The sequence below is a fragment of the Brevundimonas sp. GW821-FHT09G01 genome, assembly GCF_059416065.1.
Genome location: NZ_JBWKOL010000001.1, coordinates 215,417 through 240,207 on the forward strand (window position 1 = coordinate 215,417; position 24,791 = coordinate 240,207).

The 24,791-nt window shown below is 70.6% G+C and carries 22 protein-coding genes; 9 read left to right on the top strand and 13 right to left on the bottom strand.

Going from position 1 to position 24,791, the window contains the following annotated elements:
- The first annotated feature begins 70 nt into the window (after positions 1–70).
- Genes mreC through AC07NB_RS01210 form a run of 5 tightly spaced genes read left to right on the top strand, consistent with a single transcriptional unit; the run spans position 71 to position 5,413 of the window.
- A complete protein-coding gene (gene mreC / locus AC07NB_RS01190; protein WP_494572552.1) occupies positions 71–1,189 on the top strand; it encodes a rod shape-determining protein MreC in 1,119 nt (372 codons plus the stop codon).
- Complete coding sequence (locus AC07NB_RS01195) at positions 1,186–1,710, top strand: hypothetical protein (RefSeq protein WP_291840191.1); 525 nt, start codon at positions 1,186–1,188, stop codon at positions 1,708–1,710. Before mreC ends, AC07NB_RS01195 begins: the two co-directional genes overlap by 4 nt.
- On the top strand, positions 1,707–3,746 hold the full coding sequence (gene mrdA, locus AC07NB_RS01200) for a penicillin-binding protein 2 (RefSeq protein ID WP_492313427.1): 2,040 nt from the start codon (positions 1,707–1,709) through the stop codon (positions 3,744–3,746). The genes AC07NB_RS01195 and mrdA overlap by 4 nt, the downstream gene beginning before the upstream one ends.
- Complete coding sequence (rodA, locus tag AC07NB_RS01205; protein WP_291840198.1) at positions 3,743–4,900, top strand: rod shape-determining protein RodA; 1,158 nt, start codon at positions 3,743–3,745, stop codon at positions 4,898–4,900. Before mrdA ends, rodA begins: the two co-directional genes overlap by 4 nt.
- A gap of 27 nt (positions 4,901–4,927) precedes the next feature.
- On the top strand, positions 4,928–5,413 hold the full coding sequence (locus tag AC07NB_RS01210) for a DUF6173 family protein (RefSeq protein ID WP_494572450.1): 486 nt from the start codon (positions 4,928–4,930) through the stop codon (positions 5,411–5,413).
- A 103-nt stretch (positions 5,414–5,516) separates the two neighbouring features.
- Here the strand turns inward: AC07NB_RS01210 and pip are convergent, their stop codons facing one another.
- Entirely contained in the window at positions 5,517–6,491 is a 975-nt protein-coding gene (gene pip / locus AC07NB_RS01215) for a prolyl aminopeptidase (RefSeq protein WP_492313426.1), read from the bottom strand.
- Between the two features lie 30 nt (positions 6,492–6,521).
- Positions 6,522–6,893: a DUF423 domain-containing protein gene (locus AC07NB_RS01220; protein ID WP_494572449.1), complete on the bottom strand. Its 372-nt coding sequence runs from the start codon at positions 6,891–6,893 to the stop codon at positions 6,522–6,524.
- A gap of 48 nt (positions 6,894–6,941) precedes the next feature.
- Between AC07NB_RS01220 and AC07NB_RS01225 the strand changes: the two genes are divergently transcribed.
- Positions 6,942–8,096, top strand: coding sequence for an MFS transporter (locus AC07NB_RS01225; protein ID WP_494572448.1), 1,155 nt, complete (start codon positions 6,942–6,944; stop codon positions 8,094–8,096).
- Between the two features lie 18 nt (positions 8,097–8,114).
- Here the strand turns inward: AC07NB_RS01225 and AC07NB_RS01230 are convergent, their stop codons facing one another.
- The 3 genes from AC07NB_RS01230 to AC07NB_RS01240 form a co-directional block, all read right to left on the bottom strand.
- Complete coding sequence (locus AC07NB_RS01230; protein ID WP_494572447.1) at positions 8,115–8,711, bottom strand: C15 family peptidase; 597 nt, start codon at positions 8,709–8,711, stop codon at positions 8,115–8,117.
- 133 nt (positions 8,712–8,844) lie between these two features.
- Complete coding sequence (locus AC07NB_RS01235) at positions 8,845–11,391, bottom strand: tipN (RefSeq protein ID WP_494572446.1); 2,547 nt, start codon at positions 11,389–11,391, stop codon at positions 8,845–8,847.
- A 113-nt stretch (positions 11,392–11,504) separates the two neighbouring features.
- Positions 11,505–11,696, bottom strand: coding sequence for a hypothetical protein (locus AC07NB_RS01240; protein ID WP_291833986.1), 192 nt, complete (start codon positions 11,694–11,696; stop codon positions 11,505–11,507).
- A gap of 191 nt (positions 11,697–11,887) precedes the next feature.
- On the opposite strand from AC07NB_RS01240, the gene AC07NB_RS01245 reads away from it, so the two are divergent.
- Entirely contained in the window at positions 11,888–13,336 is a 1,449-nt protein-coding gene (locus AC07NB_RS01245; RefSeq protein ID WP_291833989.1) for a phospholipase D-like domain-containing protein, read from the top strand.
- Here the strand turns inward: AC07NB_RS01245 and AC07NB_RS01250 are convergent.
- From AC07NB_RS01250 to folD, 5 genes are all read right to left on the bottom strand, one after another.
- Positions 13,323–14,060 carry an endonuclease/exonuclease/phosphatase family protein gene (locus AC07NB_RS01250; RefSeq protein WP_291833991.1) on the bottom strand — a complete coding sequence of 246 codons (738 nt, stop codon included), beginning with the start codon at positions 14,058–14,060 and terminating at the stop codon, positions 13,323–13,325. The two genes, AC07NB_RS01245 and AC07NB_RS01250, sit on opposite strands and share 14 nt — an antisense overlap.
- A gap of 187 nt (positions 14,061–14,247) precedes the next feature.
- Entirely contained in the window at positions 14,248–14,934 is a 687-nt protein-coding gene (locus AC07NB_RS01255; protein WP_291833994.1) for a TPM domain-containing protein, read from the bottom strand.
- Entirely contained in the window at positions 14,934–15,764 is an 831-nt protein-coding gene (locus AC07NB_RS01260; RefSeq protein ID WP_494572445.1) for a TPM domain-containing protein, read from the bottom strand. The genes AC07NB_RS01255 and AC07NB_RS01260 overlap by 1 nt, the downstream gene beginning before the upstream one ends.
- The gene (locus tag AC07NB_RS01265; RefSeq protein WP_291834001.1) at positions 15,761–16,432 is read right to left on the bottom strand and encodes a LemA family protein; all 672 of its coding nucleotides are present in this window, start codon (positions 16,430–16,432) and stop codon (positions 15,761–15,763) included. The genes AC07NB_RS01260 and AC07NB_RS01265 overlap by 4 nt, the downstream gene beginning before the upstream one ends.
- 54 nt (positions 16,433–16,486) lie before the next feature.
- Complete coding sequence (gene folD / locus AC07NB_RS01270; protein WP_494572444.1) at positions 16,487–17,410, bottom strand: bifunctional methylenetetrahydrofolate dehydrogenase/methenyltetrahydrofolate cyclohydrolase FolD; 924 nt, start codon at positions 17,408–17,410, stop codon at positions 16,487–16,489.
- A 98-nt stretch (positions 17,411–17,508) separates the two neighbouring features.
- On the opposite strand from folD, the gene AC07NB_RS01275 reads away from it, so the two are divergent.
- Both AC07NB_RS01275 and fni read left to right on the top strand, forming a co-directional pair.
- Positions 17,509–19,350, top strand: a complete 1,842-nt coding sequence (locus tag AC07NB_RS01275; RefSeq protein ID WP_494572443.1) for a PPC domain-containing protein — start codon at positions 17,509–17,511, stop codon at positions 19,348–19,350.
- 20 nt (positions 19,351–19,370) lie between these two features.
- The gene (gene fni / locus AC07NB_RS01280; RefSeq protein ID WP_494572442.1) at positions 19,371–20,390 is read left to right on the top strand and encodes a type 2 isopentenyl-diphosphate Delta-isomerase; all 1,020 of its coding nucleotides are present in this window, start codon (positions 19,371–19,373) and stop codon (positions 20,388–20,390) included.
- A gap of 333 nt (positions 20,391–20,723) precedes the next feature.
- Here the strand turns inward: fni and hutH are convergent, their stop codons facing one another.
- The 3 genes from hutH to hutG are packed head-to-tail and all read right to left on the bottom strand — an operon-like array spanning position 20,724 to position 24,743.
- The gene (gene hutH, locus AC07NB_RS01285) at positions 20,724–22,253 is read right to left on the bottom strand and encodes a histidine ammonia-lyase (protein WP_494572441.1); all 1,530 of its coding nucleotides are present in this window, start codon (positions 22,251–22,253) and stop codon (positions 20,724–20,726) included.
- A gap of 2 nt (positions 22,254–22,255) precedes the next feature.
- Positions 22,256–23,920, bottom strand: a complete 1,665-nt coding sequence (gene hutU / locus AC07NB_RS01290; RefSeq protein WP_494572440.1) for a urocanate hydratase — start codon at positions 23,918–23,920, stop codon at positions 22,256–22,258.
- A 4-nt stretch (positions 23,921–23,924) separates the two neighbouring features.
- Positions 23,925–24,743 (bottom strand): N-formylglutamate deformylase, encoded by an 819-nt coding sequence (hutG, locus tag AC07NB_RS01295; protein WP_494572439.1) that lies wholly within the window; start codon positions 24,741–24,743, stop codon positions 23,925–23,927.
- Positions 24,744–24,791 lie beyond the last annotated feature (48 nt).

Here is a 24,791-nt window from a genome sequence, read left to right on the forward strand (position 1 = left end):
GATTTTGCGATAGGCTCGGCACATCGGCTGGGGGAGTCCCGCTGATTCCCTTTTTTGAGGAAGGCGCGCCGTGGCGTTTCGCGACGGACCGTTCGAGAACATCAAGGTGCCGCTGGTTGCGACCGCGGCGGTCGCTGTCGCGGTCGCGGCGATCTGCGCCGGCCTGCTGCTGGTCAGCGACGGACGGGCGCAAGCCTCGCCCTACCAGCCGGCCCGCGCCGGGGTGGAGACCGTGGCCGGTCCGGTCGGCGGCGTCTTCGCCGCCCCGGTCCGCTGGTTCGGCCAGGCCAGCGACTACATCGGCGGCTATTTCTTCGCCGTCTCCGAGAACCGCCGCCTGAAGCGCGAACTGGCCGAACTGGAGCCTTGGCGCGACCAGGCGATCGCCCTGAAGAACATCAACGGCCGCTACGAGGCCATGCTGGGCCTGCGGCCCGAGCCTGACGTGCCGATGCGTACGGCCCGCTCCGTTTCCGACTCGCGCGGCCCCTTCTCCAACGCCCGCCTGCTGGACATCGGTTCGGGCCGCGGCGTGAAGGTCGGCAATCCGGTGATCAACGAGCACGGCCTCATCGGCCGCATCGTCGGGGCGTCCGACAACGTCAGCCGCATGGTGCTGCTCACCGACGTGGCCAGCCGCACGCCGGTCCTGGTCGACCGCACCGACGCCCGCGCGATCCTGACCGGCGACGGCTCGGGCAATCCGCGCCTGGAGTTCGTGCGCGGCGTGGGCTCGGTCCAGGCCGGCGACCGCATCCTGACCTCGGGCGACGGCGGCGGCTTCCCGCGCGGCGTGCCGATCGGCGTCGCGGCCAAGGGCATCGACGGCTCGTGGCGGGTCAAGCTGTTCAGCGACCGCGGGGCCATCGACTATGTGAAGATCCTGCTGTTCGAGGACTTCGGCCAGCTGGTCGGCTCCAATGACCTGAACGCCCCGCCGCTGGCGGCGCTGGACACCCTGCCGGAAGCGACCGGCGCCCAGTCCGCCGCCATCGATGACGCCGCCGCCCGTCGCCGCGCCGCGGCCGCGGCCCAGGCCGAGCGCATCCGCGCCGCCAACGCCGCGCCGCCGGTTCCGACGCCCGCGCCCGTCGCGCCGCGCCAGCAAACCGCTCCGCCGCCCGCCCGGCCCGCGCCGCAACCGGTTCAGCCGGCGCCGCAAGAGACGCCCTCGGGAGGGACCGAATGAGACGGCCCGTCGCGGTCCGCGTCGTCGGGCCGGTGCAGTGGATCGTCTATCCGGCCCTCATCACGGTCGCGGTGACCATGATCCTGGCCACGCCGGTCAAGCTGTTCGGCTTCAGCCTGCCTGAACCGGTCATCCCGCTGGTGCTGGCCTTCGCCTGGCCGCTGATCCGTCCGTCCTGGGTGGCGCCGATGGTGCTGATGGGCGTGGGCCTGTTCCTGGACATCTTCTGGGGCGGGCAGGGGCTGCTGGGCATGTGGGCCCTGGCCCTGCTGGCCGTCTACGCCGTGGTGCTGGGCGCCCGGTCGTTCCTGATCGGCCAGGACACGGCCGTCCTGTTCATCTGGTACGCTTCGTGCTGCGGCCTGGCCTTCTCGATCTGCTACGCGATCGCGTCGTTCAAGATCGGCAACATGCCCAGCATCCTGGCCCTCCTGGGCCAGGTCGTGCCGACGCTGCTGCTGTTCCCGTTCGCGAACACCATGATCGAGCGGTTCGACGACGGCGATGTGAGGTTCCGATGAGCTCGGAACCGTCCATCATCTTCTCGGATCCGAACGAGCGTCAGGGCTCGTTCCTGCGCCGCACCTTCGTGCTGGGCGGCCTGACGACGCTTGGGGGGCTGGCCCTGACCGGCCGTCTGGCCCAGCTGCAGGTGTTCCAGGCGCACGAATATTCGACCCTGGCCAGCCAGAACCAGTTCAACTTCCGCCTGGTGCCGCCGCCGCGCGGGCGGGTGCTGGACCGCAACGGCGTGGTCATCGCCGGCAACCGTCCCAGCTTCCGCGTGCTTGTCGTGCGCGACGAGACCAAGGACCTGGACCAGACCCTGGACCTGCTGGGCCGGCTGCTGCCCGACACCCTGGACCGCCGCCGCACGATCATCCGCGACGTCAACGCCGCGCCGCGCTTCTCGCCGGTGCCGGTCAAGAGCGACCTGACCTGGGAGGAGTTCGCCCGGGTCAACCTGTACGCCAACGAGCTGCCCGGCGTGATGGCCGACATGAACGAGGCGCGCTTCTATCCGTTCGGCGGCGCCTTCGCCCACGTCATCGGCTATGTCGCCAAGGTCTCGGACCGCGACATCAAGGCGATCCGCGACAAGGGGGAAGAACCGCCCCAGATCCTCTACAACCCGGGCTTCCGTATCGGGCGGCAGGGCCTGGAGAAGTCGCTCGACAAGGACCTGCGCGGCGAGGCCGGCGGCACCCGGGTCGAGGTCGACGCGCGCGGGCGGGTGGTGGCCGAGGACATCGGCGGCTCGCGCCCGGCGGTGCCGGGCAAGGACGTGGTCCTGACGCTGGACGCCGACGTGCAGAACCGCGCGCTGGAAGTGTTCGACGACGAGAGCGGCAGCTGCGTCGTGATGGATGTGCGCAACGGCGACATCCTGTGCATGACCTCGTCGCCGTCGTTCGATCCCAATCTGTTCGTCGGCGGCGTGCCGACCTCGATCTATCGGGCGCTCGCCGACTATGAGCGCAAGCCGCTGCTGGACAAGGCGATCAACGGCACCTTCCCGCCGGGATCGACGTTCAAGCCGGCCACCGCGCTGGCGCTGCTGGCGGCGGGGGTCAATCCCGCCCAGCGGGTGGTGTGCACCGGCAGCTTCCGGAACGGCAACCGGACGCAGCGCTGTTGGGGCGTGCACGGTTCGCAGGACATGCACAACGCCATCAAGAACTCGTGCGACGTCTACTTCTATTCCATGTGCAACCGCGCGGGCGTGGACGGCATCCGCGACGCGGCGCTGAAGCTGGGCTTCGAGCATGAGTTCGACATCGGCGTCGGCAACCAGCGCAAGGGCCTGCTGCCGTCCACGGCGTGGAAGCGCAGGACCTTCCCCCGCGATCCCGTCTGGCATCCGGGCGAGACGACCTCGGTGGCGATCGGCCAGGGCGCGGTGCTGGTCAATGCGCTGCAACTGGCGGTCTACACCTCGCGCCTGGCCAACGGACGCAAGGCGATCCAGCCCCGGCTTATCAAGTCGGTCGGCGGCGTGGAGCGGCCGAGCGGCGGCGACGTGCCGGATCTGGAGTTCTCGCGCGAACACCTGGAGATCGTGCGCCAGGGCATGATCGCGGTGGCCAACGACACCTCGGGCACCGCCTATCGCCAGAGCCAGCTGGGCCTGGGCGACATCCAGATGGCGGGCAAGACCGGCACCGCGCAGTCGCGCGACTACCGTCCCGGCCAGTCGCGCAAGTCGAACGTCTGGGCTGAGAAAGACCACAATCTGTTCATCGCCTTCGCCCCGATCGACGCGCCGCGCTACGCCGTGGCCGTGATCATCGAGCACGGCGGCCGCGGCGGGGGCACCGCCGGCGCGCCGCGCGCCCGCGAGGTGATGCGTACGGCGCTGCTGAAGGACCCGGAGATGCGCGACCGCATCACCCGGCCGCTGCCGCCCGAGCCCACCGGGCCCCAGATCGACGAGGGCGACATCGGCGCCGCGCCGGAGCCGGACATCCCCGCGTCGCCCGAACCCCAGGCTCCGCGCGCCGCGGCGCCCAGCGCGACCTCCGGTCCGCGCCCCTACAATCCGGACGCTTCGCAATGACCGCCTCGGCCCTGACCCGTCCCGGCGAGCGCGAGCGGCTGGTCGTCAAGATCGGCCAGATCGACTGGCGCTTCACCAGCCTGCTGTGCGTGATCGCCGGCATCGGCGCGATGATGCTGTATTCGGTCGCCGGCGGCTCTTGGGAGCCCTGGGCGGCCCGCCACCTGATCCGCTTCGGCGTCCTGCTGGTGGTGATGCTGGCGCTGTCGATGGTTCACCTGAAGTGGTGGTTCCGCCTGTCCTATCCGATCTACGGCGTCGCCCTGCTGATGCTGGCGGCGATCGAGGTGCCGGGCCTGGGCTACACCGCGATGGGCGCGACCCGCTGGCTGGACGTCGGCGTCACTCGCATCCAGCCGTCCGAGATCATGAAGATCGGCCTCGTGCTGGCCCTGGCCCGCTGGTACCACAGCGCCTCCGCCAAGGAGGCCAGCTTCCACTGGAAGCTGATCGTTCCGGCCGCCATGATCGGCTTGCCGTTCCTGCTGGTGGCGCACCAGCCCGACCTGGGCTCGGCCATGCTGCTGGGCCTGACCGGCGCGGCGATCATGTTCATGGCCGGCCTGAGCTGGAAGATCATCGCGGGGGTCACGGTCCCCACCCTGGTGGCCGTGCCCTTCTATGTAATGTTCGGCATGCACGACTATCAGCGCCACCGCGTGCTGACCTTCCTCAACCCGGAAGGCGATCCGACGGGCACCGGCTATCACATCACCCAGTCGAAGATCGCGATGGGTTCGGGCGGTCTGCTGGGCAAGGGCTATGGCCTGGGCAGCCAGAGCCAGCTGGAGTTCCTGCCCGAGAAGCACACCGACTTCATCTTCGCGGCCCTGTCGGAGGAGTTCGGCTTCCTCGGCTCCTTCACCGTGATCGCCTGCTACATCGCCATCATCCTGATCGCGCTGCGCATCGCCTCCCTGTCGCACAGCCACTACGGCCGTCTGGGCGCGGCGGGGGTGACGGCGACCTTCGCCCTCTACGTCCTGATCAACGGGGCCATGGTGATGGGTCTGGCGCCGGTCGTGGGCGTGCCCATGCCGCTGCTGTCCTACGGCGGCACGGTGATGCTGACGGTGATGATCGGCTTCGGCCTGGTGCTGGCGACCCGCGTGAACCGCTACGCCGAACTGCCGAAGGGCCACAGCCTGTTCTAGGGCGCTCGAACTCCCTAGATTGGGGTCATGCCCGACACGCCCGCTTCTGACGCCGCCGCTCCCGACGCCCCTGTCGTCGCTCCGCCCTCGATGTTCTCGGATTGCGGCGACAAGCCCTGTCCCGAGCCCGTCCTGCCCAGCGCCACGCCGGAGCAGGCCGCCGCCCTGACCGACGGCGTGCGGATGCGCGAGAACCCCGCCGAATGGGCCTTCGTGCGCCTCTCCAAGCTGATCGAGGACTATGAGAAGGGGCTCGACAAGGACGAGGAGGTGGCCGCGCGCGTCGTCGGCCTGCCCGGCGACGGCGTCATGCAGATCGAGGACGTCGGCTTCTGGGGGCCGGACTTCATCCTGTTCCTGGGGCGCAACAGCGAGGGCCGCCCGGTCCGCCTGATCCAGCACTACGCCCAGATCAACGTCCTGCTCGACGCCCGCCGCAAGCCGGAGGAGCGCGAGGCGCGCCGCATCGGTTTCCAGCTGTCGGAGCTGGTGGAGAAGACGAACCCGAAGTGAAGGGGAGGCAGTAGGCAGTAGGCAGTAGGCAGTAGGCAGTAGGGAAGCGGTCCCGGAGGCGTTCTCCGTCGCCCTATTGCCTACTGCCTATTCCCTGCCGCCTTCAGAGCGAAGCGGCCCAGTCCGTCGCGCGGACCAGGCTGTCGATGATGCCCGGTTCGCTGGAGGCGTGGCCGGAATCGCCGATGACGTCGAGCTTGGCCTCGGGCCAGGCGCGGTGCAGGGCCCAGGCGCTGGTCATCGGCGTCACCACGTCGAACCGGCCCTGCGCGATCCAGCACGGGATGTGGCGGATGCGGTGGACGTTCTTCAGCAACCAGCCTTCCTCGGGGAAGAAGCCGCCGTTGGTGAAGTACCAGTTCTCGATGCGGGCGAAGGCGACCGCGAAATCGGGCTCGGCGAACTTGTCCGGGCGGGCGGCGGGGCCCTGCACGCTGACGGTGTCGCCTTCCCAGCTGGACCAGGCGATGGCGCAGCGTTCGCGCTCGGCCTGATCGTCGCCGATCAGCCGCTTGTAGTAGGCGGCCATCAGGTCGTGGCGCTCATTCTCGGGGATCGGAGCCAGGAAGCGTTCCCAGGCGTCCGGGAAGATCTGCGAGGCGCCGTCCTGATAGAACCAGTGCAGTTCCGGCTTGGTCAGCAGGAAGATGCCGCGCAGCAGCAGGGCCGTACACCGCTCCGGGTGGGTGATGGCGTAGGCCAGCGCCAGGGTCGAACCCCAGCTGCCGCCGAACACCGCCCATTTGTCGATGCCCAGCAGCTCGCGCAGGCGCTCGATGTCCTCGATCAGGGTCCAGGTGGTGTTGTCTTCCAGTGAGGCGTTCGGACGGCTGTTGCCGCAGCCGCGCTGGTCGAACAGGACGATCCGGTATTTGGCCGGATCGAAATAGCGCCGCATGCCCGGATTGACCGCGCCGCCAGGACCGCCGTGCAACACGATGACCGGCAGGCCCTGCGGATTGCCGCACTCCTCATACCAGACCTCGTGCACGCTATCGGTCTTCATATAGCCGGAGGCGTAGGCCTCGATCTCGGGGAAGAGGTCACGGCGCGGGGTTTCGGGCAGGGGGAAGGCCATACAGTAATCCGGTCTTTCTGCTCGCCCGTATCAGGCGTTGGAGGGGTTGATTCGCAATGCGGCAAGCATGAGCAAAAGCCAAGCCAGGATCATCAGCACTCCCCCTATCGGGGTAATCGCGCCGAGGGCCGGGAGACTGAGCAGGCCCAGCAGGGCTAGAGACAGTGAGAAGATCAGTCCACCGACGGTCGCCAGCCAGCCGGCCAGGTTCACCAGCCCGGTCCGCGCCGGCCACAGGGCGCAGGCGAGGCCGAGCAGGGCGTGTGTCAGCTGGTACTGGGCGCCGGTGGTCAGCAGGGTCTTGATCTGCGGCCCGGCCCCATGCGCGGCGAAGGCTCCCAGAGCCACCGCCACCGCGCCGTTCACAGCCGCGAAGGCCGCCAGATTGCGATTCACCGTCATGCTCCGAGGCTAGCCGACAGAAACCCCGCCGTCTGCTATCTGCCTGACATGAATTCCGCCGCGCGCATGGGCCTGCAGTACGTGTTGCTCTTCGGCGCCAGTGGCGTGAGCCTGCCGTTCGCCAGCCTGTGGTTCCGGGCCCAGGGCCTGACCGGGGCGCAGATCGGCGTGCTGCTGGCGGCGCCGATGCTGGGCCGGGTGGCGACCGGGCCGCTGCTGGCGGTCTGGGCCGACGGCTTCCGCACGCGACGCGCGCCGATCGCCCTGCTGGGGCTGGTCATGGCGCTGGGGTACGGCGGGGCGGGGCTGACCGAGGTGTTCGCGCTCCAGGCGCTGGGCTGGTTCGTCGGAGCCACGGCGGCGGCGGCCCTGATCCCGCTCAGCGACGTGCTGACCCTGCGGTTGGCGGCGCGCGACGGCTTCACCTTCGCCCTGCCGCGCGGCTGTGGTTCGGCCGCCTTCGTGGCGGTCAACATCGGCATGGGCGCGGCGCTGCTGAACGCGCCGGTCGATGTGATCGTGATCTGGATCACCGGCATGGGCCTGGCCATCGCCGCCGTCGCCGCCCTGGTCCTGCCCAGCGAACCCGTCGGCGACGGGGCGCCGCTGCGCGGGCGCGAGCGGTTCCGGGGGCTGGGCCGGCTGCTGGCCGATCCGGTGTTCATGACCGCCATCTTCGCCGTCGGCGCGGTGCAGGCGGCGCACGCCTTCCAGTACGGCTTCTCGGCCCTGCTGTGGAAGGCGCAGGGGATCAGCGCGGCAGTCACCGGCCAGCTCTGGGCCTTCGGCGTCGTGGTGGAGATCGCCCTGATGTGGCTGGTCGAGCCGTGGCGGCGGCGTGCGGGCGTGGGGCCTTGGGTGCTGCTGGTCATCGGCGCGGTCGCCGCCGTCCTGCGCTGGACCGCCATGGCCTTCGCCCCTCCGCTGTGGCTGCTGTGGCCGCTGCAGGCGCTGCACGCCCTGACCTTCGCCGCCACCTTCCTGGCGGGGGTCCAGATCGTCGAGAAACTGGCCCCGCGCGACAGCCAGACGGCGGCGCAGACGCTCAGTTCGGTGCTGTCGGCCGGCGTTCTGATCGGGGTCGCCACCGCCCTGTCCGGACCGCTGTACGACCGGTTCGGCGCGGGCGGCTATGCGGCGATGGCGATGATGTCGGCGGTCGGTCTGCTGGCCGCCCTGCCGTTGCGGCGACGGCTGGCCTGACGTTCCGGGCCTGAAGCCTCAGACCGCGCGCGAGCGGGGCAGGGGCGACAGATGCCGCGCCATGGCCTGGGCGGCGGTCTTCACGGCGCGTTGCACGGCGTCGTGGGTCTCGTTCTCGGGCGCCCGCAGCAGGCCCACGGCGGGGGTGTCCGATCCGTCCGGCAGGTTGGCGAGCACGCGATAGAGCAGATAGCTGCCCGCGTCGTCCTCGGCTTCCGAGGTCGCGTCGGCGGCCAGGCCGGCCTCTTTCAGTGCACGGACCATCTCAGCGACCGGGGCCGTCGCCCGGGCCACGCTGGGACCGACGCCGTCCGGACGCTGGGCGCCGTCCAGCGCCCGGTTCTCGGCCCGCATCTGCAGGCGGAAGCCCTCGTGGCCGCGGGTCCGGCCCACCAGCAGCAGGGCGCGGCAGCGGCGATCGGTCAGATGGGCGGAAAGGGTGGCGGCCAGGGTGTCTGGATCGGCGGAGGGCACCGGCACGGTGCGCGCGCCCGAGGGGCTCCACGGCTCTCCGGACAGGTCTTCGATCGGGTCCCAGCCGGATTCTCCGGCGTCCCATGCGCAGATGACGATCCCGGGGCGGGTGTCCGTCAGCGTCTGATCGATGTCGGCCATGAACCCGGACTATTGCGTGACAATTACGTGACGAGAGCGAACGGTGTCGTTATCGCGACCCCGCCGTCAAGGCGAAAACACCCTTTCCAAGCTTGGCGGGAGGCAGATTCAACGGCCACGCGAACCCCTGTGATCAGGCCAGATCGCCGATGGCGGCGTCCAGCAGCATGAAGGCCCGTCCGCCGTCCGAGGTCAGTCGTCCCAGCACCGCGGGACCGTCGCCGCTCGCCGCGTGGTTCGCCAGTTCGCGACCGAAGGCGCGGACATAGGACTCGGCGTCGGCGCGCAGGTCCGGATCCGTCAGCACACGGCGCGAGACGCTGCGCACGGCGGCCGGGGCGACCCGGCGCACGATCTGGCGGGCCCGGTCGGGGTCTCGTTCGGTGACGGCCAGGGCGGCTTCCTCGACCCGCGAGCGGGGCAGGAGCGCATTGGGATCGACGCCCATACGGCGGATGGCGGCGACGACCCGTTGGCCGAGGGCTTCCAGGCCGGCTTCGCCGCCGCCCGTGGGCATGACCGGGGTGTCGAGGTCCAGCGGGGTCTCGCCGGGGCCGTCGTCGACCAGATCGGCCCAGTCCAGCGGGCTGGTGGGCGAGGCGGTCCCCGGCGTCGGCTCCAGTTTGAGGCGGCCGCGCAAGCCGAAGCCCTTGCCCTCGTCGACCTTCGGCGCGGCGCGGGGCGGTTCGGACGGGGGCGGAGCGCCGGCGGCGGCCTCGCGGCGGCGGGTGGTCGGGGTCTCGCCGGACACGACGCCCATCAGGCGCACGGCCTCGGTCAGCATGTCGTAGTTGCGGCGCACCCGTTCCTGGAACCCGGCGTCCAGGGCCTCGGTGTCGGCGGCGGCCTTCTGCGAGGCGGCGGACAGGGCGGCGAGGCCTTCCTCGACGGTGTTGCGCACCTCTTCGACCCGCTTGCGGGCCTCTTCGGGCAGTCGTCCGGCGCGGTCGTCCAGGTCGCCGATGGCCTCGTCGATGCGGGACAGGGCGGCGTCCATGCGCTCGACCGTGAGCTCCAGCTTCTCGATCGCCCGGTCGCCGGCCTGATCGACCAGATTGCCGGTCTCGGCGACGATGCGGCGGGCGCTCTCGACGCGGGAGTCGGCGGCGGCGTCGGCCTTCTGCGCGGCGTCGAACAGGGCCTCGCCCAGCCGGTCGGCGCGCAGCTGGGCCTGATCGGCGGCCTCGCTGGCGGCGATGCGCGAGTCCTCGGCGGTGGCCTGCAGGGCGGCCAGCGCCCGCCGGGTTTCCTCGACCAGGGCGTCGCGGGCCTCGGCGGCCAAGGCCTCGAAGCGGTCCAGCGCCACCTTGGTGGCGGCGTCGAAGCCGTCGGCCTCGCGCTGGGACATTTCCACCAGGGCCTTGAACTGGTCGGTGGCGGCCTCGACCAGATCCTTGACCGTCTCGGTCGTGCGGGTCGAGGTTTCGCCCAGTTCGCCGGCGGCGGTGCGGGCGGCCGACAGTTGTTCGCTGAGCTGGGCGCGCTGGCTCTCGACCTGGGCGGAGAAGTCCTCTTGATCGGTGCGCAGGGCGTAGGCGGCGGTCACCAGGGCGGCGCGCTGCTGGCCCAGGCCTTCCTCGACCGACTGGATCTGTTCGGCGACGCCGGAGCCGGCGTTCTCCAGCCGCAGGGTCTGACGGGCCAGGTCGTCGGCGGCGACGCGGGCGGCGTCCTGGGCTTCGCCGGCGGCGGCGGCCAGGTCCGCGGCGCGGGCGGCCAGGGCCGCTTCCGCTTCCCGAAGCTGGGTTTGGGCCAGGTCCGAGGCGTCCACGACCATGCGCGACTGCCGTTCGACCGCGTCGAGGACGCCGGTCGCCTGGGTGTCCAGCTTGTCGCCCAGGGTCTGCATCTGGTCGCGTTCGCCGCCCAGCTGTTCGACCAGACGGCGGGCCGTGCGGCCGGCCACCTCGGCCGCCTCGTTCAGGCGGGTGGTCTCCTGCGCCAGCGCCTCGCGCAGCAGGGCCATGTCGTTGCGGGCGCGCTCGGCGGCCAGCGAGGCCTGGTCGATATCCATGCGCAGGCTCTGCAGGACCTCGCCGGTCTGCTGGGCGGCCAGCGCGGTGGGCGCGATCAGGGCCTCCGACAGGTCGCGGGCGCGCTTGGTCTCGGCGGCCAGTCCGGCGCCTTGGCGGACGGCGTGGGCCAGCATGATCGCCAGTCCGGCCGGGGCCAGGGCGATCAGGGCGTAGACAGCGAGGCGCAGCGGCTCCAGGTCGACCGCGCCCGAGCCGATCTCGAAGGCGGCCCAGGCGGCGACGCCGCCGATCCACAGGGCCGCGGCGACGCCGGCGACCAGATAGGCGTGACGGCCCGACGGCTGCGGAGTCTCGCGGCGGCGCAGGGCGAGGGTCGACGCCGGAGCGGGCGGCGGATCATAGGCGGCCGGCGGCGCCTCGGCGCTTTCGGCCAGGGCGCGGATCTCGAAGGCGGCGGGTTCGGGGGCGGCGATCGGCGCGGGCTCGGGCGCGACTTCGCTGCCGGCGGCGGCGCGCTCGGCGGCCAGGCGCTGTTCCTCGGCCAGGCGGCGGCGGCGACGTTCGGACATGGGGCGCTCGGCCGAACGGCCGGCGGGCGCGGGGGCGTCCTCCGCCACGGCGGGGGTCTCGACGGCGGACTCGGTCGCGGGTTCCGACACGGGATCGGACAGATTAAGCGGCGACCGTTGGCGGGGAGGCTTCATCAGGCGGTGATCTCGTCTCGAACGGCGTCATGGGGACGCCCGCTGGGGGACGACAGAACCCTAGCGACTCAAAGGCGCAGAGCAAAGGCGAGCCCGGACGATTCCGGCGGGCTTCAGCACTCGTGCTTGCGGTCGCCCGAGACGGTGATGACGGTGGAGGGGGTGTTGGAGCCGCCACAGTCGCGGACGCGGTGGATTTCGCGTTCGGGCTTCTGCGGGGCGCTGAGATCCAGGCCGAACTGCGACAGAGCCGCAGCGGCGAGCATGGCGACGAAGCTGGCGATCATCTCGATCAGCGCTTGCATCGCCGATCCCCCTTGTCCGAATGACGGACGCTGTTATGCGCCGAAATCTCGTCTGAAACAATGCGGCGCACATGAACAAAGCGTCACCATTGACCGTTCCCGGCTTCGCGTGGGAACGGAAAGGCGTGGCGCGCGTCTCCTGATGGGGGAGGCGCATGCCGCCGTCATGCGAATCGGTCAGGCGTAGCGGCATGGAAGAGCACGACAGACTGTTTGCGCCCGGCCGGAACTGCTGGCGCGTGGAGACGGCGAACCGCTTCGCCGTCCTGATGGAGAACGCCGCCTATTTCGCTGCGCTGCGCTCGGCGCTGGACAAGGCGCAGCGGTCCGTCGTGGTGCTGGGCTGGCAGTTTGACCCGCGCACCCGGCTGCATCCGGACATCGCGGACGCCGGTCCGCTGGATGAGATCGGCCATCTTCTACGCATGCTGGTGAAGACGCGCCCCGAATTGGACGTGCGGCTGCTCATCTGGAAGTCGCCGCTGGTCATCGCCGCCTCCCAGGGGTTCTTCCCGCAACGGGCCCAGCAGTGGTTCCGCAAGCGGATGGTCGAGTTCCGGCTGGATCCGCCGCCCGCGCCCGGCGCCTGCCATCACCAGAAGGTGGTGATCATCGACGACGCGGTGGCCTTCTGCGGCGGCGGGGACATCTCGGTCGACCGCTGGGATTCCTGTGAGCACCTGGACGACGATCCGCGCCGCTGCATGCCCTCGGGCCTGATCGCATCACCCCGGCACGAGGTGATGTGCGTGGTCGATGGCCCGGCCGCGCGCGCCCTGGGCGACCTGGCCCGCGAGCGCTGGCGGCTGGCGACGGACGAACAGACCATCGTCGACGAGGCCCCCGGCGATCCCTGGCCGGACGGGGTGGAGCCGGACCTCACGGACACGCCCTTCGCCATCGCCCGCACCGAGCCCGGCTGGGGTCAGCGCACCGAGGTGCGTGAGAACGAGGCCCTGCACCTGGACGCCATTCGCAGGGCCAAGAAGCTGATCTATCTGGAGAACCAGTATTTCACCTCGCCGGTCATCGCCGCAGCCCTGGCCGAGCGGCTGGCCGAATGGGACGGACCGGAGGTGGTCTTGGTCTCGACCGGCGGCAGCCCGAGCTGGTTCGACAAGATGACCATGGACACGGCCCGGTCCGAGGTGCTGTTCCGGCTCGAGCAGGCGGATCGCAACAACCGCTTCTTCGCCTTCGCCCCGCACACGGCCCAGGGGGAGCGGATCATCGTGCACGCCAAGATGTCGATCTATGACGACGAGGTCCTGCGCATCGGGTCTACGAACCTGAACAACCGCTCGCTGGGCTTCGACACCGAGTGCGACGTGGCCGTGGAGCCTGGGACGGCGGCGGGGCGGGAAACCATCCGCGCCTTCCGGCACCGGACGCTGGGCCACTGGATCGGCGTCGAGGGGGAGGTCTTCGCCGCCGCGGAGGCTCTGGCGGAGTCGGTCGGAACGGCGGTGCAGCAGTTCGGCAACGGCCGGATGCGTCTGCTGGGCGCCACGCCGCCGTCCAGCGTCGAACAGATCATCGCCGAGTTCCAGCTGGGCGATCCGACCTCGGTCCGCGACGCCTTCCGTCCGTGGCGGCGGCGGGCGACCTCGCACCGCCGGCGGGCGATTACGGACGCCTGATCTCGAAGTCGACGATCAGCGGCAGGTGGTCCGAGGCCATCCGCGCCAGCGGCGAGAAGGGCGCCTTGACCGCCGTGACCACGATCTCCGGGCTGGTGAAGCAGTGGTCGATGCGGATGGCCGGGAAGCTGGACGGGAAGGTCTTCACCGACGGCTTCAGCCCGAGCGAGCGCTGGCAGTCAGCCAGCCGGCGCGCCAGCGTCTGGTAGGGGCGGGTGACCGAGGTGGCGTTGAAATCGCCGGTCAGCAGCGTCGGGCCGACGCAGTCCGGATGCCCCACCCACTGCTCGCCGACCAGGGCCGCCGCCTGCAGGCGCTGCTCGCGCGGGACCAGGCCCAGATGGGTGTTGAAGACGTTCAGGGTCACGCCGTCGATCTCGATGGCGACCCACAGGGCACCGCGCGGCTCCAGCCCCGGCACGCCGCGCACCGAGGGCAGCGGGCCTGAGCGCATCAGACGCTCGGGCAGGTGGGTCAGGATGGCGTCGCCGTACAGCTCGGCCTCGACCCGCATGGCCGGATGGAAGTGGTAGCTCATGGCCAGCTGGTCAGCGATCGAGCGGGCCTGGTCCACGAAGCCGGTGCGGGCGCGGCCCACGTCCAGCTCCTGCAGGCAGACGATGTCCGGCTCATGCTCGGCGATGACGCCCGCGATGCGGCCGACATCCAGCTTGCGGTCCACACCGACGCAGCGGTGCACATTGTAGGTCATCAGGCGGGGCATGACGGTTCGGTCGGCTTCGCGGGCGGGCTAGAGCGAAACCGGTTGAGTTGGACGGCGTCCAACTCGGCTCAGATTTCGCTCGAGTTTGATGTTGGACCATTGGTTGGATTCAGGTCGAGCCGACCTGAAGCAAAAATGGTCAAGGGCATTTCCGCCCTGAATGCGACTCCAAAGGGGCGCCGCCCGCTCAGATAATGACCAGCTTGTCCTCGATTTCGTTGCGGTCGCGGGGCGACGGCGGGAAATGTTCGGCCAGCACGGCGCCGCACAGGCCGACGGCGGCCTCAAACCCGGCCGCCGGATCACGGCGCTTCAGGCCCCGGGCCAGAGCCTCGACGGCGTCGGCCCAGACGGTCTGGTCGACCTTCGAGTGAATGCCCTCGTCGGCGATGACCTCGACCTGATGGTCCGCCAGCGAGGCGAACAGCAGCACGCCGGTGCGCGCCTCGGTCACGTGCAGGCCGTGGGCGAGGAACTGCTGCATCGCCGCCTTGTGCACCCGGGCGCGGCGCACGCTGCGCGGAGTGACCCAGCGGCGCACGACGGGCAGGGAGGTCAGCAGGAAGACGGCCAGGAAGATCGCCGACTGGATCAGGGCGTAGGCGGTCAGCGCATGACCGATGGTGGTCTCGCGGGCGGCCAGGTGGGCGGCCTCCCAGCTGTCGGTCAGGCCCGGGATCCAGTCCGGCTCGAACCCCAGCGGGATCAGCCCTAGCGGCAGCAGCAGGGCCGCCGCCGCGGCCCAGCCGAAGGAAACATCGCGATAGGACGAGACGCGCCGGGCCAGGACGCAGAAGATTTCGCCCGAGGTGGTCTGCTCGGCCGCCGCGATGGCCGCGGCGATGCGGGCGTGGGCTTCGGAGGTCGCTTGCATCACCATCCGCCCGAGGCCCCTCCGCCGCCGAATCCGCCGCCGCCGCCGCCGAAGCCGCCGCCTCCACCGCCTCCGCCGCCCCAGCCTCCGCCGCCGCCGCCGCGCCCGCTGTTGCGCATGGCTTCGCTGGCGGCCCAGATCAGGATCGGGCCTAGGCCGCTGCTGCGTCGCCGGCCCCGGCCGGACGCGCCGCCCAGCAGGCCGAGCAGCAGGAAGAGGAAGACCACGGCGATCAGCACGGCCGGGCCGATCGGCAGGCTGGACCTGGGCCGCTCGGCGACCGCCGCGCGCGCCTGCGCCTCGGCGGGGTCGAGCCGCAGCTGCGCGTCGATGGCGTCCACGCCCGCGGTGACGCCCCGGTCGTAGGAGCCCTCGCGCAGGGGCGGCAGGATGTCGTTGTGGATGATCAGGGCCGAAAGGGCGTCGGTCAGCACCGGCTCGAGACCGTAGCCGACCTCGATCCGGACCTTGCGCTCATCGCGGGCGATGATCAGCAGGACGCCGTTGTTCTTGCCCGCCTGGCCGATCCCCCAGGCGCGGCCCAGCTGATAGCCGTAGTCCTCGATGGGATAGTCCTGGAGGTCCGGCACGGTGACGACCACGACCTGATCGGTGGTGTCGCGCTCCAGCGCTTCCAGCTTCGTCGTCAGCGCGGCCTCGGTTGCGGGCGAGATCAGGTCGGCCCCGTCGACGACCCGCCCGGTCAGGGACGGGAACCGCGGGCCGTTCTGCGCCGAGGCGGGGCTCGCCGCCAGCCAGACGGCGGCCAGCAGGACCGCGACGAACGCGGCCGCGCGGGTGGTCAGTCCCTCAAGACCTCGCGGGATCACCGGGCGGGCGCGGCCGGCGGTGCGGAGCCCGGCGCCGCCGAAGGCGCGGGAGCGGCGGGGTTCAGGGCGTCGAAATTGACGCCGGGCGCGGACTGGGCGGCCTCGGTGGCGCTGAACGACTGCATCGGCTGCGAGCCGCCGTGGATGGTCTTGGCCCAGATCACCGTCGGGAAGGTGCGCAGCGAGGTGTTGTAGTCGCGCACGGCCTCATTGTAGTCGCGCCGGGCGACCGCGATGCGGTTCTCGGTGCCTTCCAGCTGCGACTGCAGGGCCAGGAAGTTCTGGTTCGACTGAAGCTGGGGATAGTTTTCCGTCACCATCAGCAGGCGGGACAGGGCCTGGGACAGCTCGCCCTGGGCGGCCTGGAAGCGCTGGAAGGCCTGCGGGTCGTTCAGGGTCTCGGGCGTCACCTGGACGGCGGTGGCGCGGGAGCGGGCCTCGATCACCTGGGTCAGGGTGGTGCGTTCCTGCACCGCCGCGCCCTGAACGGTGGCCACCAGGTTGGGCACCAGGTCGGCGCGGCGCTGGTACTGCGACTGGACGTCGGCCCAGCGGGCCTTGGCCGCCTCTTCCTTGGTCGGAATGCTGTTGATGCCGCAACTGGCCACGGCGGGGGCGAGAACGACCACGGCGGCGACGGCCGCAAGGCGGGGCGGGATCCGGATCATGGGCGTCTCCTCAGACTGCGTTGAGAAGGACTATTGGGCCGGAGCGGCCCAGGTTCAAGCGTCCAGCGACTCGGCGTCCACACCCGCGGCGCGGCAGGCGGCCGAATAGGTGTTGGCCAGCAGGCAGGCGATGGTCATCGGACCCACGCCGCCAGGGACCGGGGTGATGCGTCCGGCGACGGCGGCGGCCTCCTCGAAGGCGACGTCGCCGACCACCCTGGTCTTGCCCTCGGCGGCCTTGACCGGATCCCTGGAGGGCACGCGGTTGATGCCCACGTCGATCACCGTGGCGCCGGGCTTGATCCAGTCGCCGCGCACCATCTCGGGACGGCCGACGGCGGCCACGATGATGTCGGCGGTGCGGCACAGGGCGGGCAGGTCGCGGGTGCGCGAGTGGGCGATGGTGACGGTGCAGCTCTCGGCCAGCAGCAGCTGGGCCATCGGCTTGCCGACGATGTTGGAGCGGCCGACGACCACGGCGTTGAGACCGGTCAGGTCGCCCAGTTCGGCGCGCAGCATCATGATGCAGCCCAGCGGCGTGCAGGGCACCAGCCCCGGCAGGCCGACGGCCAGACGGCCCGCGTTGACGACGTGGAAGCCGTCCACGTCCTTGTCCGGGTCGATGGCGTCCAGCACGGCGGTGCTGTCGATGTGGCCGGGCAGGGGCAGCTGGACCAGGATGCCGTGGATGCCGGCATCGGCGTTCAGATCGGCGATCAGGGCCAGCAGGTCGGCCTGCGTCGTCGTGTCGGGCAGGCGGTGGGTGTCGGAGCGCATGCCCGCGCGCTGGGTCGTCTCGCCCTTGTTGCGCACATAGATCTGGCTGGCGGGGTCCTCGCCGACGATGACGACGGCCAGTCCGGGCTTCACGCCATGGGCGCTTTCCAGCCGGGCCGAGGCCGCGGCGACGCGGTCCACCAGGCCGGCCGCGAAGGCCTTGCCGTCGATCAGGGTCGCGCGGGTGGGTTCGGCCGTCATGGGTTTCGGCTCCGGTCGTCAGGAATCGTGCGGTCCGCGCGATTTACAGAGGGGCGCGTTCGGCGTCTATGATCACTGTCGACTCCCAGGGGATACGCATGCGCCGTCAGACCATTTTCGCCGCCGTCAGCAGCCTGGCGCTCGCCGCCGCCCTGGCGGGGCCCGCCTTCGCCCAGGACGCCCGGCCGCTCGCGCCCGGAGACCAGGTCGAGGGCGAGATCGCCGACGGCGATTCCAATGGTCCCGACAACGCCTACCGCTATGACAGCTACGCCATCACCGCGACCGCCGGTCAGCGGTTCGAGGCCGTGATGCGCGCCGAGGGCTTCGACACCTTCCTGCAGGTCCAGCCGCAGGGCGAGGCCGGGGACGACGAGCCGCTGGCCAGCGACGACGACGGTCTGGGTGAAGGCACCAACTCGCGCCTGCGCTTCGCCACGCCGGAGGACGGGGTCTATGTCCTGCGCGCCCGGACCCTGTCGGGGACGGAGGGCGGCGCCTACACCCTGAGCCTGACCGAGCGCCCGCCCGCCAAGCCCGCGCCGGAGCCGGGCCAGATCGCCCTGGGCGCGACCGTGCAGGGCGAGCTGAGCGACGACGACGCCGAGACCGACGCCGGCGCCGCCTATGAGGACTGGGCCTTCACCGGCCGCCAGGGCGACCGCGTCCAGATCGGCCTGGACAGCGAGGCCTTCGATCCGGTGGTTCGCGTGGGCCGGATCGCGGACGGCGTGTTCACCGAGCTGGGCATGAACGACGACGGCGGGGACGCCGGCCTGAACTCGCGCCTGGTCTTCACCCTGCCGGAAGCGGGGACCTATGTGATCCGCGCCACGCCGCTCAGCGCCGGCTCGACCGGGGCCTACAGCCTGACGCTGTCCGAAGGCCCGGCGCCGATCCAGGCCACCGCCATCCGTATCGGCGACACCGTTCGCGGCGAGCTGACCGACGACGACGGCCTGAGCGCCAACGAGGAGCACGCCGACGCCTACCGGTTCAGCGGGAAGGAGGGGCAGCGGGTCCGCATCGACATGACCTCGACGGCCTTCGACACCTATCTGGAACTGTTCGACGAGAACCAGGTCAGCCTGGCGACGGACGACGACGGCGGGCCCGAGGGCACCAATTCGCGGCTGATCTTCACCCTGCCGCGCGACGGCTCCTATGTGATCGAGGCGCGGGCCTTCTCCGACGCGCGCGGGCGCTACAGTTTGGCGATCTCGGAGGTCGAGCCCGACAAGCCGCCGCAGCCGCTGGCCTTCGGCGCGAAGCTTGAAGGCGAGATCGGCGAGACCGATTCCCGGGACAACGACGACCGGGGTTACGACGCCTTTGTCTTCGACGGCCACAAGGGCCAGCGCGTGCGGGCGATCATGCGCTCGGGCGACTTCGACACCTATCTGCAGATCGGCAACGCCGAAGGCGAGTTCACCCCGCTGGCGCAGGACGACGACGGCCTGGGCGAGGGCACGGATTCGCGGCTGAGCTTCACCCTGCCGGAGGACGGCCGCTATGTGCTGCGCGCCTCGCCGCTGGGGGCGGACGGCAAGGGCCTGTATTCGCTGGAACTGCAGGACCGCGGTCCGCAGCCGCAACCGGGCAGCCTGCTGATCGGCACGAGCGCCCACGGCGTCCTGACCGAAAGCGACGCCACCGCCGACGACAACAGCTTCTATGACGCCTATCGGGTGACGGTGAAGGCCGACGAGAAGCTGGTCATCATGATGGTCTCCAACGAGGTCGACAGCTATCTGGTCGTCGGGCGCGAGAACGAGGGCGGGACCTTCGAGGGCCTGGCCTCGGACGACGACAGCCTGTCGGACACCCACGCGAAGCTGGAATGGACGGCGCCCGAGGACGGCACCTACGAGATCCGGGCCGGCACCTTCCAGCAGGGCCAGACCGGGTCCTATGCCCTGATCGTCGAGAAGAAGCCTTAAGCCGCGCGGAGCGGTCCCGCATGTCCGACATCGTCAACCGCAAGGACCAGCATCTGGACGTGATCCTGTCCGGCCGCGGGCGGCATGGGCGTGACGGCGGGCTGGACGCGGTGCGCTTCGTGCACGAGGCGCTGCCCGATCTGGACTACGGCAAGATTGACCTGGGCGCGGACTTCCTGGGGCGGCGGCTGAAGGCGCCGCTGCTGATCAGTTCGATGACCGGCGGGCCGGCGCGGGCCGAGGCGATCAACGCCCGGCTGGCCGAAGCCGCGCAGCACCTGGGCATCGCCCTGGCCGTCGGCTCGCAGCGCGCGGCGCTGGAGGCGGGCGGGGCGCCGGGGCTGGACATGGCCTTGCGGCTGAAGGCGCCCGACACCCCGATCCTGGCCAATATCGGCGCGGCCCAGCTGACGCGGGGCGTGGGGCCTGACGAGGCGCGCCGGATCGTGGACATGGTCGCCGCCGACGCCCTCATCGTGCACCTGAACCCGCTGCAGGAGGCCTGCCAGCCCGAGGGCGACCGGGACTGGTGGGGCGTGGGCGCGGCCCTGGAGGCCCTGATCCGGACCGTGGACTTCCCGGTGGTGGTCAAGGAGACCGGCGCGGGCCTGTCGGCGGCGACGTGCAGACGGCTGGCGGCCATGGGGGTGGCGGCGCTGGACGTGGCCGGGGCGGGCGGCTCGAACTGGGCCCTGGTCGAGGGCGAGCGGGCGGAAAGCCCGGCGGACAAGGCCCATGCCGCCGCCTTCGGCGACTGGGGCATCCCCACGGCGCGGGCGATCGCCGAGGCGCGGGCGGCCTGTCCCCGGACGCTGATCATCGGCTCGGGCGGGATCCGCGACGGCGTCGATGCGGCCAGGGTGATCCGGCTGGGCGCCGACATGGTCGGTCAGGCGGCGGGCGTCCTGGCCGCGGCGACGGTCTCGACCGAGGCCGTCGTGGCCCATTTCCAGACCGTGATCCGCCAGTTGAAGACCGTCTGCTTCTGCACCGGCTCGGCCAATCTGACGGCGCTGGCGCGGGCGCCGCTGCAGGACTGAAAAAGCGCACTCGGAAAAAATGGAGTGCACATCGTGCACTTTTTCCCGTGAGGCGGGGGCTGCGGGGCGAGGTTCCACCGGTAGATTGTCAAAGACCCGAGGGGAGGAACCCTAGCAGGTCGAGGCGTCAGATTTGGGCGTGGGTTCTGCTCCCTTCTCCCGATGGGAGAAGGTGGCGGGGCGGAGCCCCGTCGGATGAGGGTCGGCGGGTTCAGTCGGCCTTAGCCGCCGCCCCTCATCGCCGAATGCCGAAGGGCGACCCTTACCCTTTCGCCTGACCAATCGCTGCGCTCTTGGAAGCTCAAGCCCTCTCCATCGGGAACGGGACGGAAACTAGGCCGACGGCAGCAGGTCTCCGGCGAACGCCCGATACCGGCCGGCGCGGACGCCGTCGGTGGCGCGTTCGATGTCCGGGGCGAAGTATTTGTCCGAGACGTAGGGCTCGGCGGCTTCGCGGACGATGCCCCAGACCTGTTCCAGATCAGGCGAGCTGGTCAGGGGGCGGTGGAACTCCAGGCCTTGCGCGGCGGCCAGCAGTTCGATGCCGACGACGGTGGCGGTGTTCTCGGCCATCTCCAGCAGGCGACGGGCGCCGTGGGTGGCCATGGAGACGTGGTCTTCCTGGTTGGCGCTGGTCGGCACGGTGTCGATGACGCAGGGGTGGGCGACCATGCGGTTCTCGGCCACCAAGGCGGCGGCGGTGACCTGGGCGATCATGAAGCCGGAGTTCAGGCCGCTTTCCTTGACCAGGAAGGCCGGCAACTCGCTCATCTTGGGATCGACGAGGATGGAGGTGCGGCGCTCGGAGATATTGCCGATTTCGCACAGGACCATGGCGATCTGGTCGGCGGCGTAGGCGACGGGTTCGGCGTGGAAGTTTCCGCCCGAGATGACGTCGCCGTCCTCGATGAAGACCAGCGGGTTGTCGGTCACGGCGTTGGCTTCGCGCTCCAGCATGGCGGCGGCGTTGCGCAGCACATCCAGGGTCGCGCCCATCACCTGCGGCTGGCAGCGCAGGGAGTAGGGGTCCTGCACCTTGGCGCAGTCGTGGCGATGGCTGTCGCGGATGGCCGAGCCGCTGATCAGGGCGCGCAGGCGGGCGGCGACGTCGATCTGGCCGGGCTGACCGCGCAGGGCGTGGATGCGCGGATCGAACGGCGCGTCCGACCCCTTGAGCGCGTCAACCGACAGGGCGCCGGCGGCGATCCCGGCGGCGAAGACGGCCTCGGTCGCGAACAGGCCGGCCAGGGCCAGGGCGGTGGAGCACTGGGTGCCGTTCAGCAGGGCCAGGCCTTCCTTGGGGCCGAGCACGACGGGCTTGAGCCCGACCTTGGCCATGGCGGCTTCGGCGGAGAGGGTTTCGCCGTTGTGGCGGGCCTCGCCGACGCCGATCAGGACGCAGGACATATGGGCCAGCGGGGCCAGGTCGCCCGAGGCGCCGACCGAGCCCTTGGACGGGATGCAGGGCAGGACGTCGGCGTTCACCAGGGCGATCAGGGCCTCCAGCGTGCCGCGCCGGACGCCCGAGGCGCCCTTGGAGAGGCTGGCGATCTTCAGCACCATCAGCAGGCGGGTGACCGCGTCCGGCAGCAGGGCGCCGACGCCGCAGGCGTGGCTGAGGACGAGGTTCTTCTGAAGGGTTTCAAGGTCTTCCGGCGCGATGCTGGTGTTGGCCAGCAGGCCGAAGCCGGTGTTGATGCCGTAGACGGTGCGCCCCTCGGCGAGGATGGCGGCGACGACGGCCGCGCTCTTCTCGACATCGGCCCAGGCGTCGGGCGTCAGGCCGACGGTGACGGGGCCGTCGAGGACCGTGCGGAGCTGCGCAAGGGAAAGGGGCGCGGAGCCAATGGTGATGGTGGTCATGGTCAGGCCTTCAGGCTCGGCAGGTTGAGCCCATGGTCGCGGGCGGCTTGCTTGGCGATCTCGTAGCCCGCGTCGGCGTGGCGCATGACGCCGGTGGCGGGGTCGTTCCACAGGACGCGTTCGAGGCGGGCGGCGGCTTCGGGCGTGCCGTCGGCGACGATGACCACGCCGGAATGCTGGCTGTAGCCCATGCCGACCCCGCCGCCGTGGTGCAGCGACACCCAGCTGGCGCCCGAGGCGGTGTTGAGCAGGGCGTTGAGCAGGGGCCAGTCGGAGACGGCGTCCGAGCCGTCCATCATCGATTCCGTCTCGCGGTTGGGGCTGGCGACGGAGCCGCTGTCCAGGTGGTCGCGGCCGATGACGATAGGGCCCGAGAGCTCGCCCGAGGCGACCATGTCGTTGAACATCAGGCCGGCGCGGTGGCGATCGCCCAGGCCGATCCAGCAGATGCGGGCGGGCAGGCCCTGGAAGGCGATGCGCTCGCCCGCCATGTCGAGCCAGCGGTGCAGGCCCGCGTTGTCGGGGAAGAGCTTCTTCATCGCCGCGTCGGTCTTGCGGATATCCTCCGGATCGCCGGTCAGCGAGGCCCAGCGGAACGGGCCGACGCCGCGGCAAAACAGGGGGCGGATGTAGGCCGGGACGAAGCCCGGGAAGTCGAAGGCGTTAGCCACGCCCGCGTCGAAGGCGACCTGGCGGATGTTGTTGCCGTAGTCGGTGGTCGGGACGCCCATCTTCTCGAAGGCGAGCATGGCGTTGACGTGGTCGACGATCGAGGCGCGGGCCCCGGCGACGACGGCGTCGGGATCGGACTGGCGCTTCGTCTCCCATTCGGCGACGGTCCAGCCCTTGGGCAGGTAGCCGTTGACCAGGTCGTGGGCGCTGGTCTGGTCGGTGACCAGATCGGGCCGAACGCCGCGCTTCACCAGCTCAGGCAGAACATCCGCCGCATTGCCCAACAGCCCGACAGAAATGGGTTTTCCGGTCGTCCTGGCGTCTTCGATCAGGGCCAGGGCCTCGTCCAGCGTCTCGGCCATGACGTCGAGGTAGCGGGTCTTCAGGCGCATCTCGATACGGCTGCGCTGACACTCGACGGCGAGGCAGGAGGCGCCGGCCATGGTGGCCGCAAGGGTCTGGGCGCCACCCATGCCGCCGAGGCCGGCGGTCAGGATCCACTTGCCCGACCAGTCGCCGCCGTAGTGCTGGCGACCGGCCTCCATAAAGGTCTCATAGGTGCCCTGAACGATGCCCTGGGTGCCGATGTAGATCCACGACCCGGCCGTCATCTGGCCGTACATCATGAGGCCCTTGCGATCGAGCTCGTTGAAATGCTCCCAGGTCGCCCATTTGGGCACCAGGTTGGAGTTGGCGATCAGCACGCGCGGGGCGTTGGCGTGGGTGCGGAAGACGCCGACCGGCTTGCCCGACTGGACCAGCAGGGTCTGGTCCGCCTCGAGGTTGCGCAGCTCCTCGACGATGCGGTCGAAGGCCTGCCAGTTGCGGGCCGCCTTGCCGATGCCGCCGTAGACGACGAGGTCTTCCGGACGCTCGGCCACCTCGGGATCAAGGTTGTTCATGAGCATGCGCAGGGCCGCCTCGGCGGCCCAGGTCTTGGCGGTCATCTCGGGTCCGCGCGGAGAGCGGACGATGCGGGCGTTGCTGTTGGTCATGGGGTCAGGCTCGCTGGCTGATCGCGAAGTCGCGGGCGGCGGTGAGGACGGCGCGCAGGGTGCGCGTGATGGGCGCGGCGCGGGCCGCGTCGAAGGGGGTGGGCCAGGTCGAGGCGTCCATGACGGCGGGCTCGTCGATATAGCCGCGGCAGGCCAGCTCCATCTGGATGGCGTGGATCCCGGTCTCGGGGCGGCCGTAGTGACGCGTGGTCCAGCCGCCCTTGAAGCGGCCGTTGACGACATGGCTGTCGCCTGAGGCGATGCAGGCGGCCTCGACCGCCGCGGTCAGGGCGGGATCGCAGGTGACGCCGCTGTTGTCGCCGATGTTGAACTGCGGCAGTTCGCCGTCGAACAGGCGCGGCACGTGCGAACGGATCGAATGGGCGTCGTAGAGGACGACGGGGCCGTCGGCCGACAGCCGCGCGATCTGGGCGGTCAGGGCGGCGTGGTAGGGATCGAAGAATTCGGCGCGGCGGGCCTCGATCTCGGCCGCGTCGGGCTCCTGGCCGGGCTTGTAGAGGGGCTCGCCGTCGAAGGTCTCGGTGGGGCACAGGCCCGTGGTGGTCATGCCCGGATAGAGGGACTGGCCCGACGGGTCGCGGTTCATGTCGATGACGCTGCGCGAGATGGCGGTGCGGACCGTGGTCGCGCCCAGTTCGGTCGCGAAGGCGTAGAGGCGGTCGATCCACCAGTCGGCGTCCTTGCGGGCCCGCCAGGGGTCGGCCATGCGCGCCTCGATGGCCGCCGGGATGTCGGTTCCGGTGTGGGGGAAGGCGATGATCAGGGGGGCGTCGCCGGGCGCCACCGTCAGCCAGTCCGTCATCTCCGCCTCCTTGCCAGTTTCTCGATTATGTATAGACATATTCGCGAC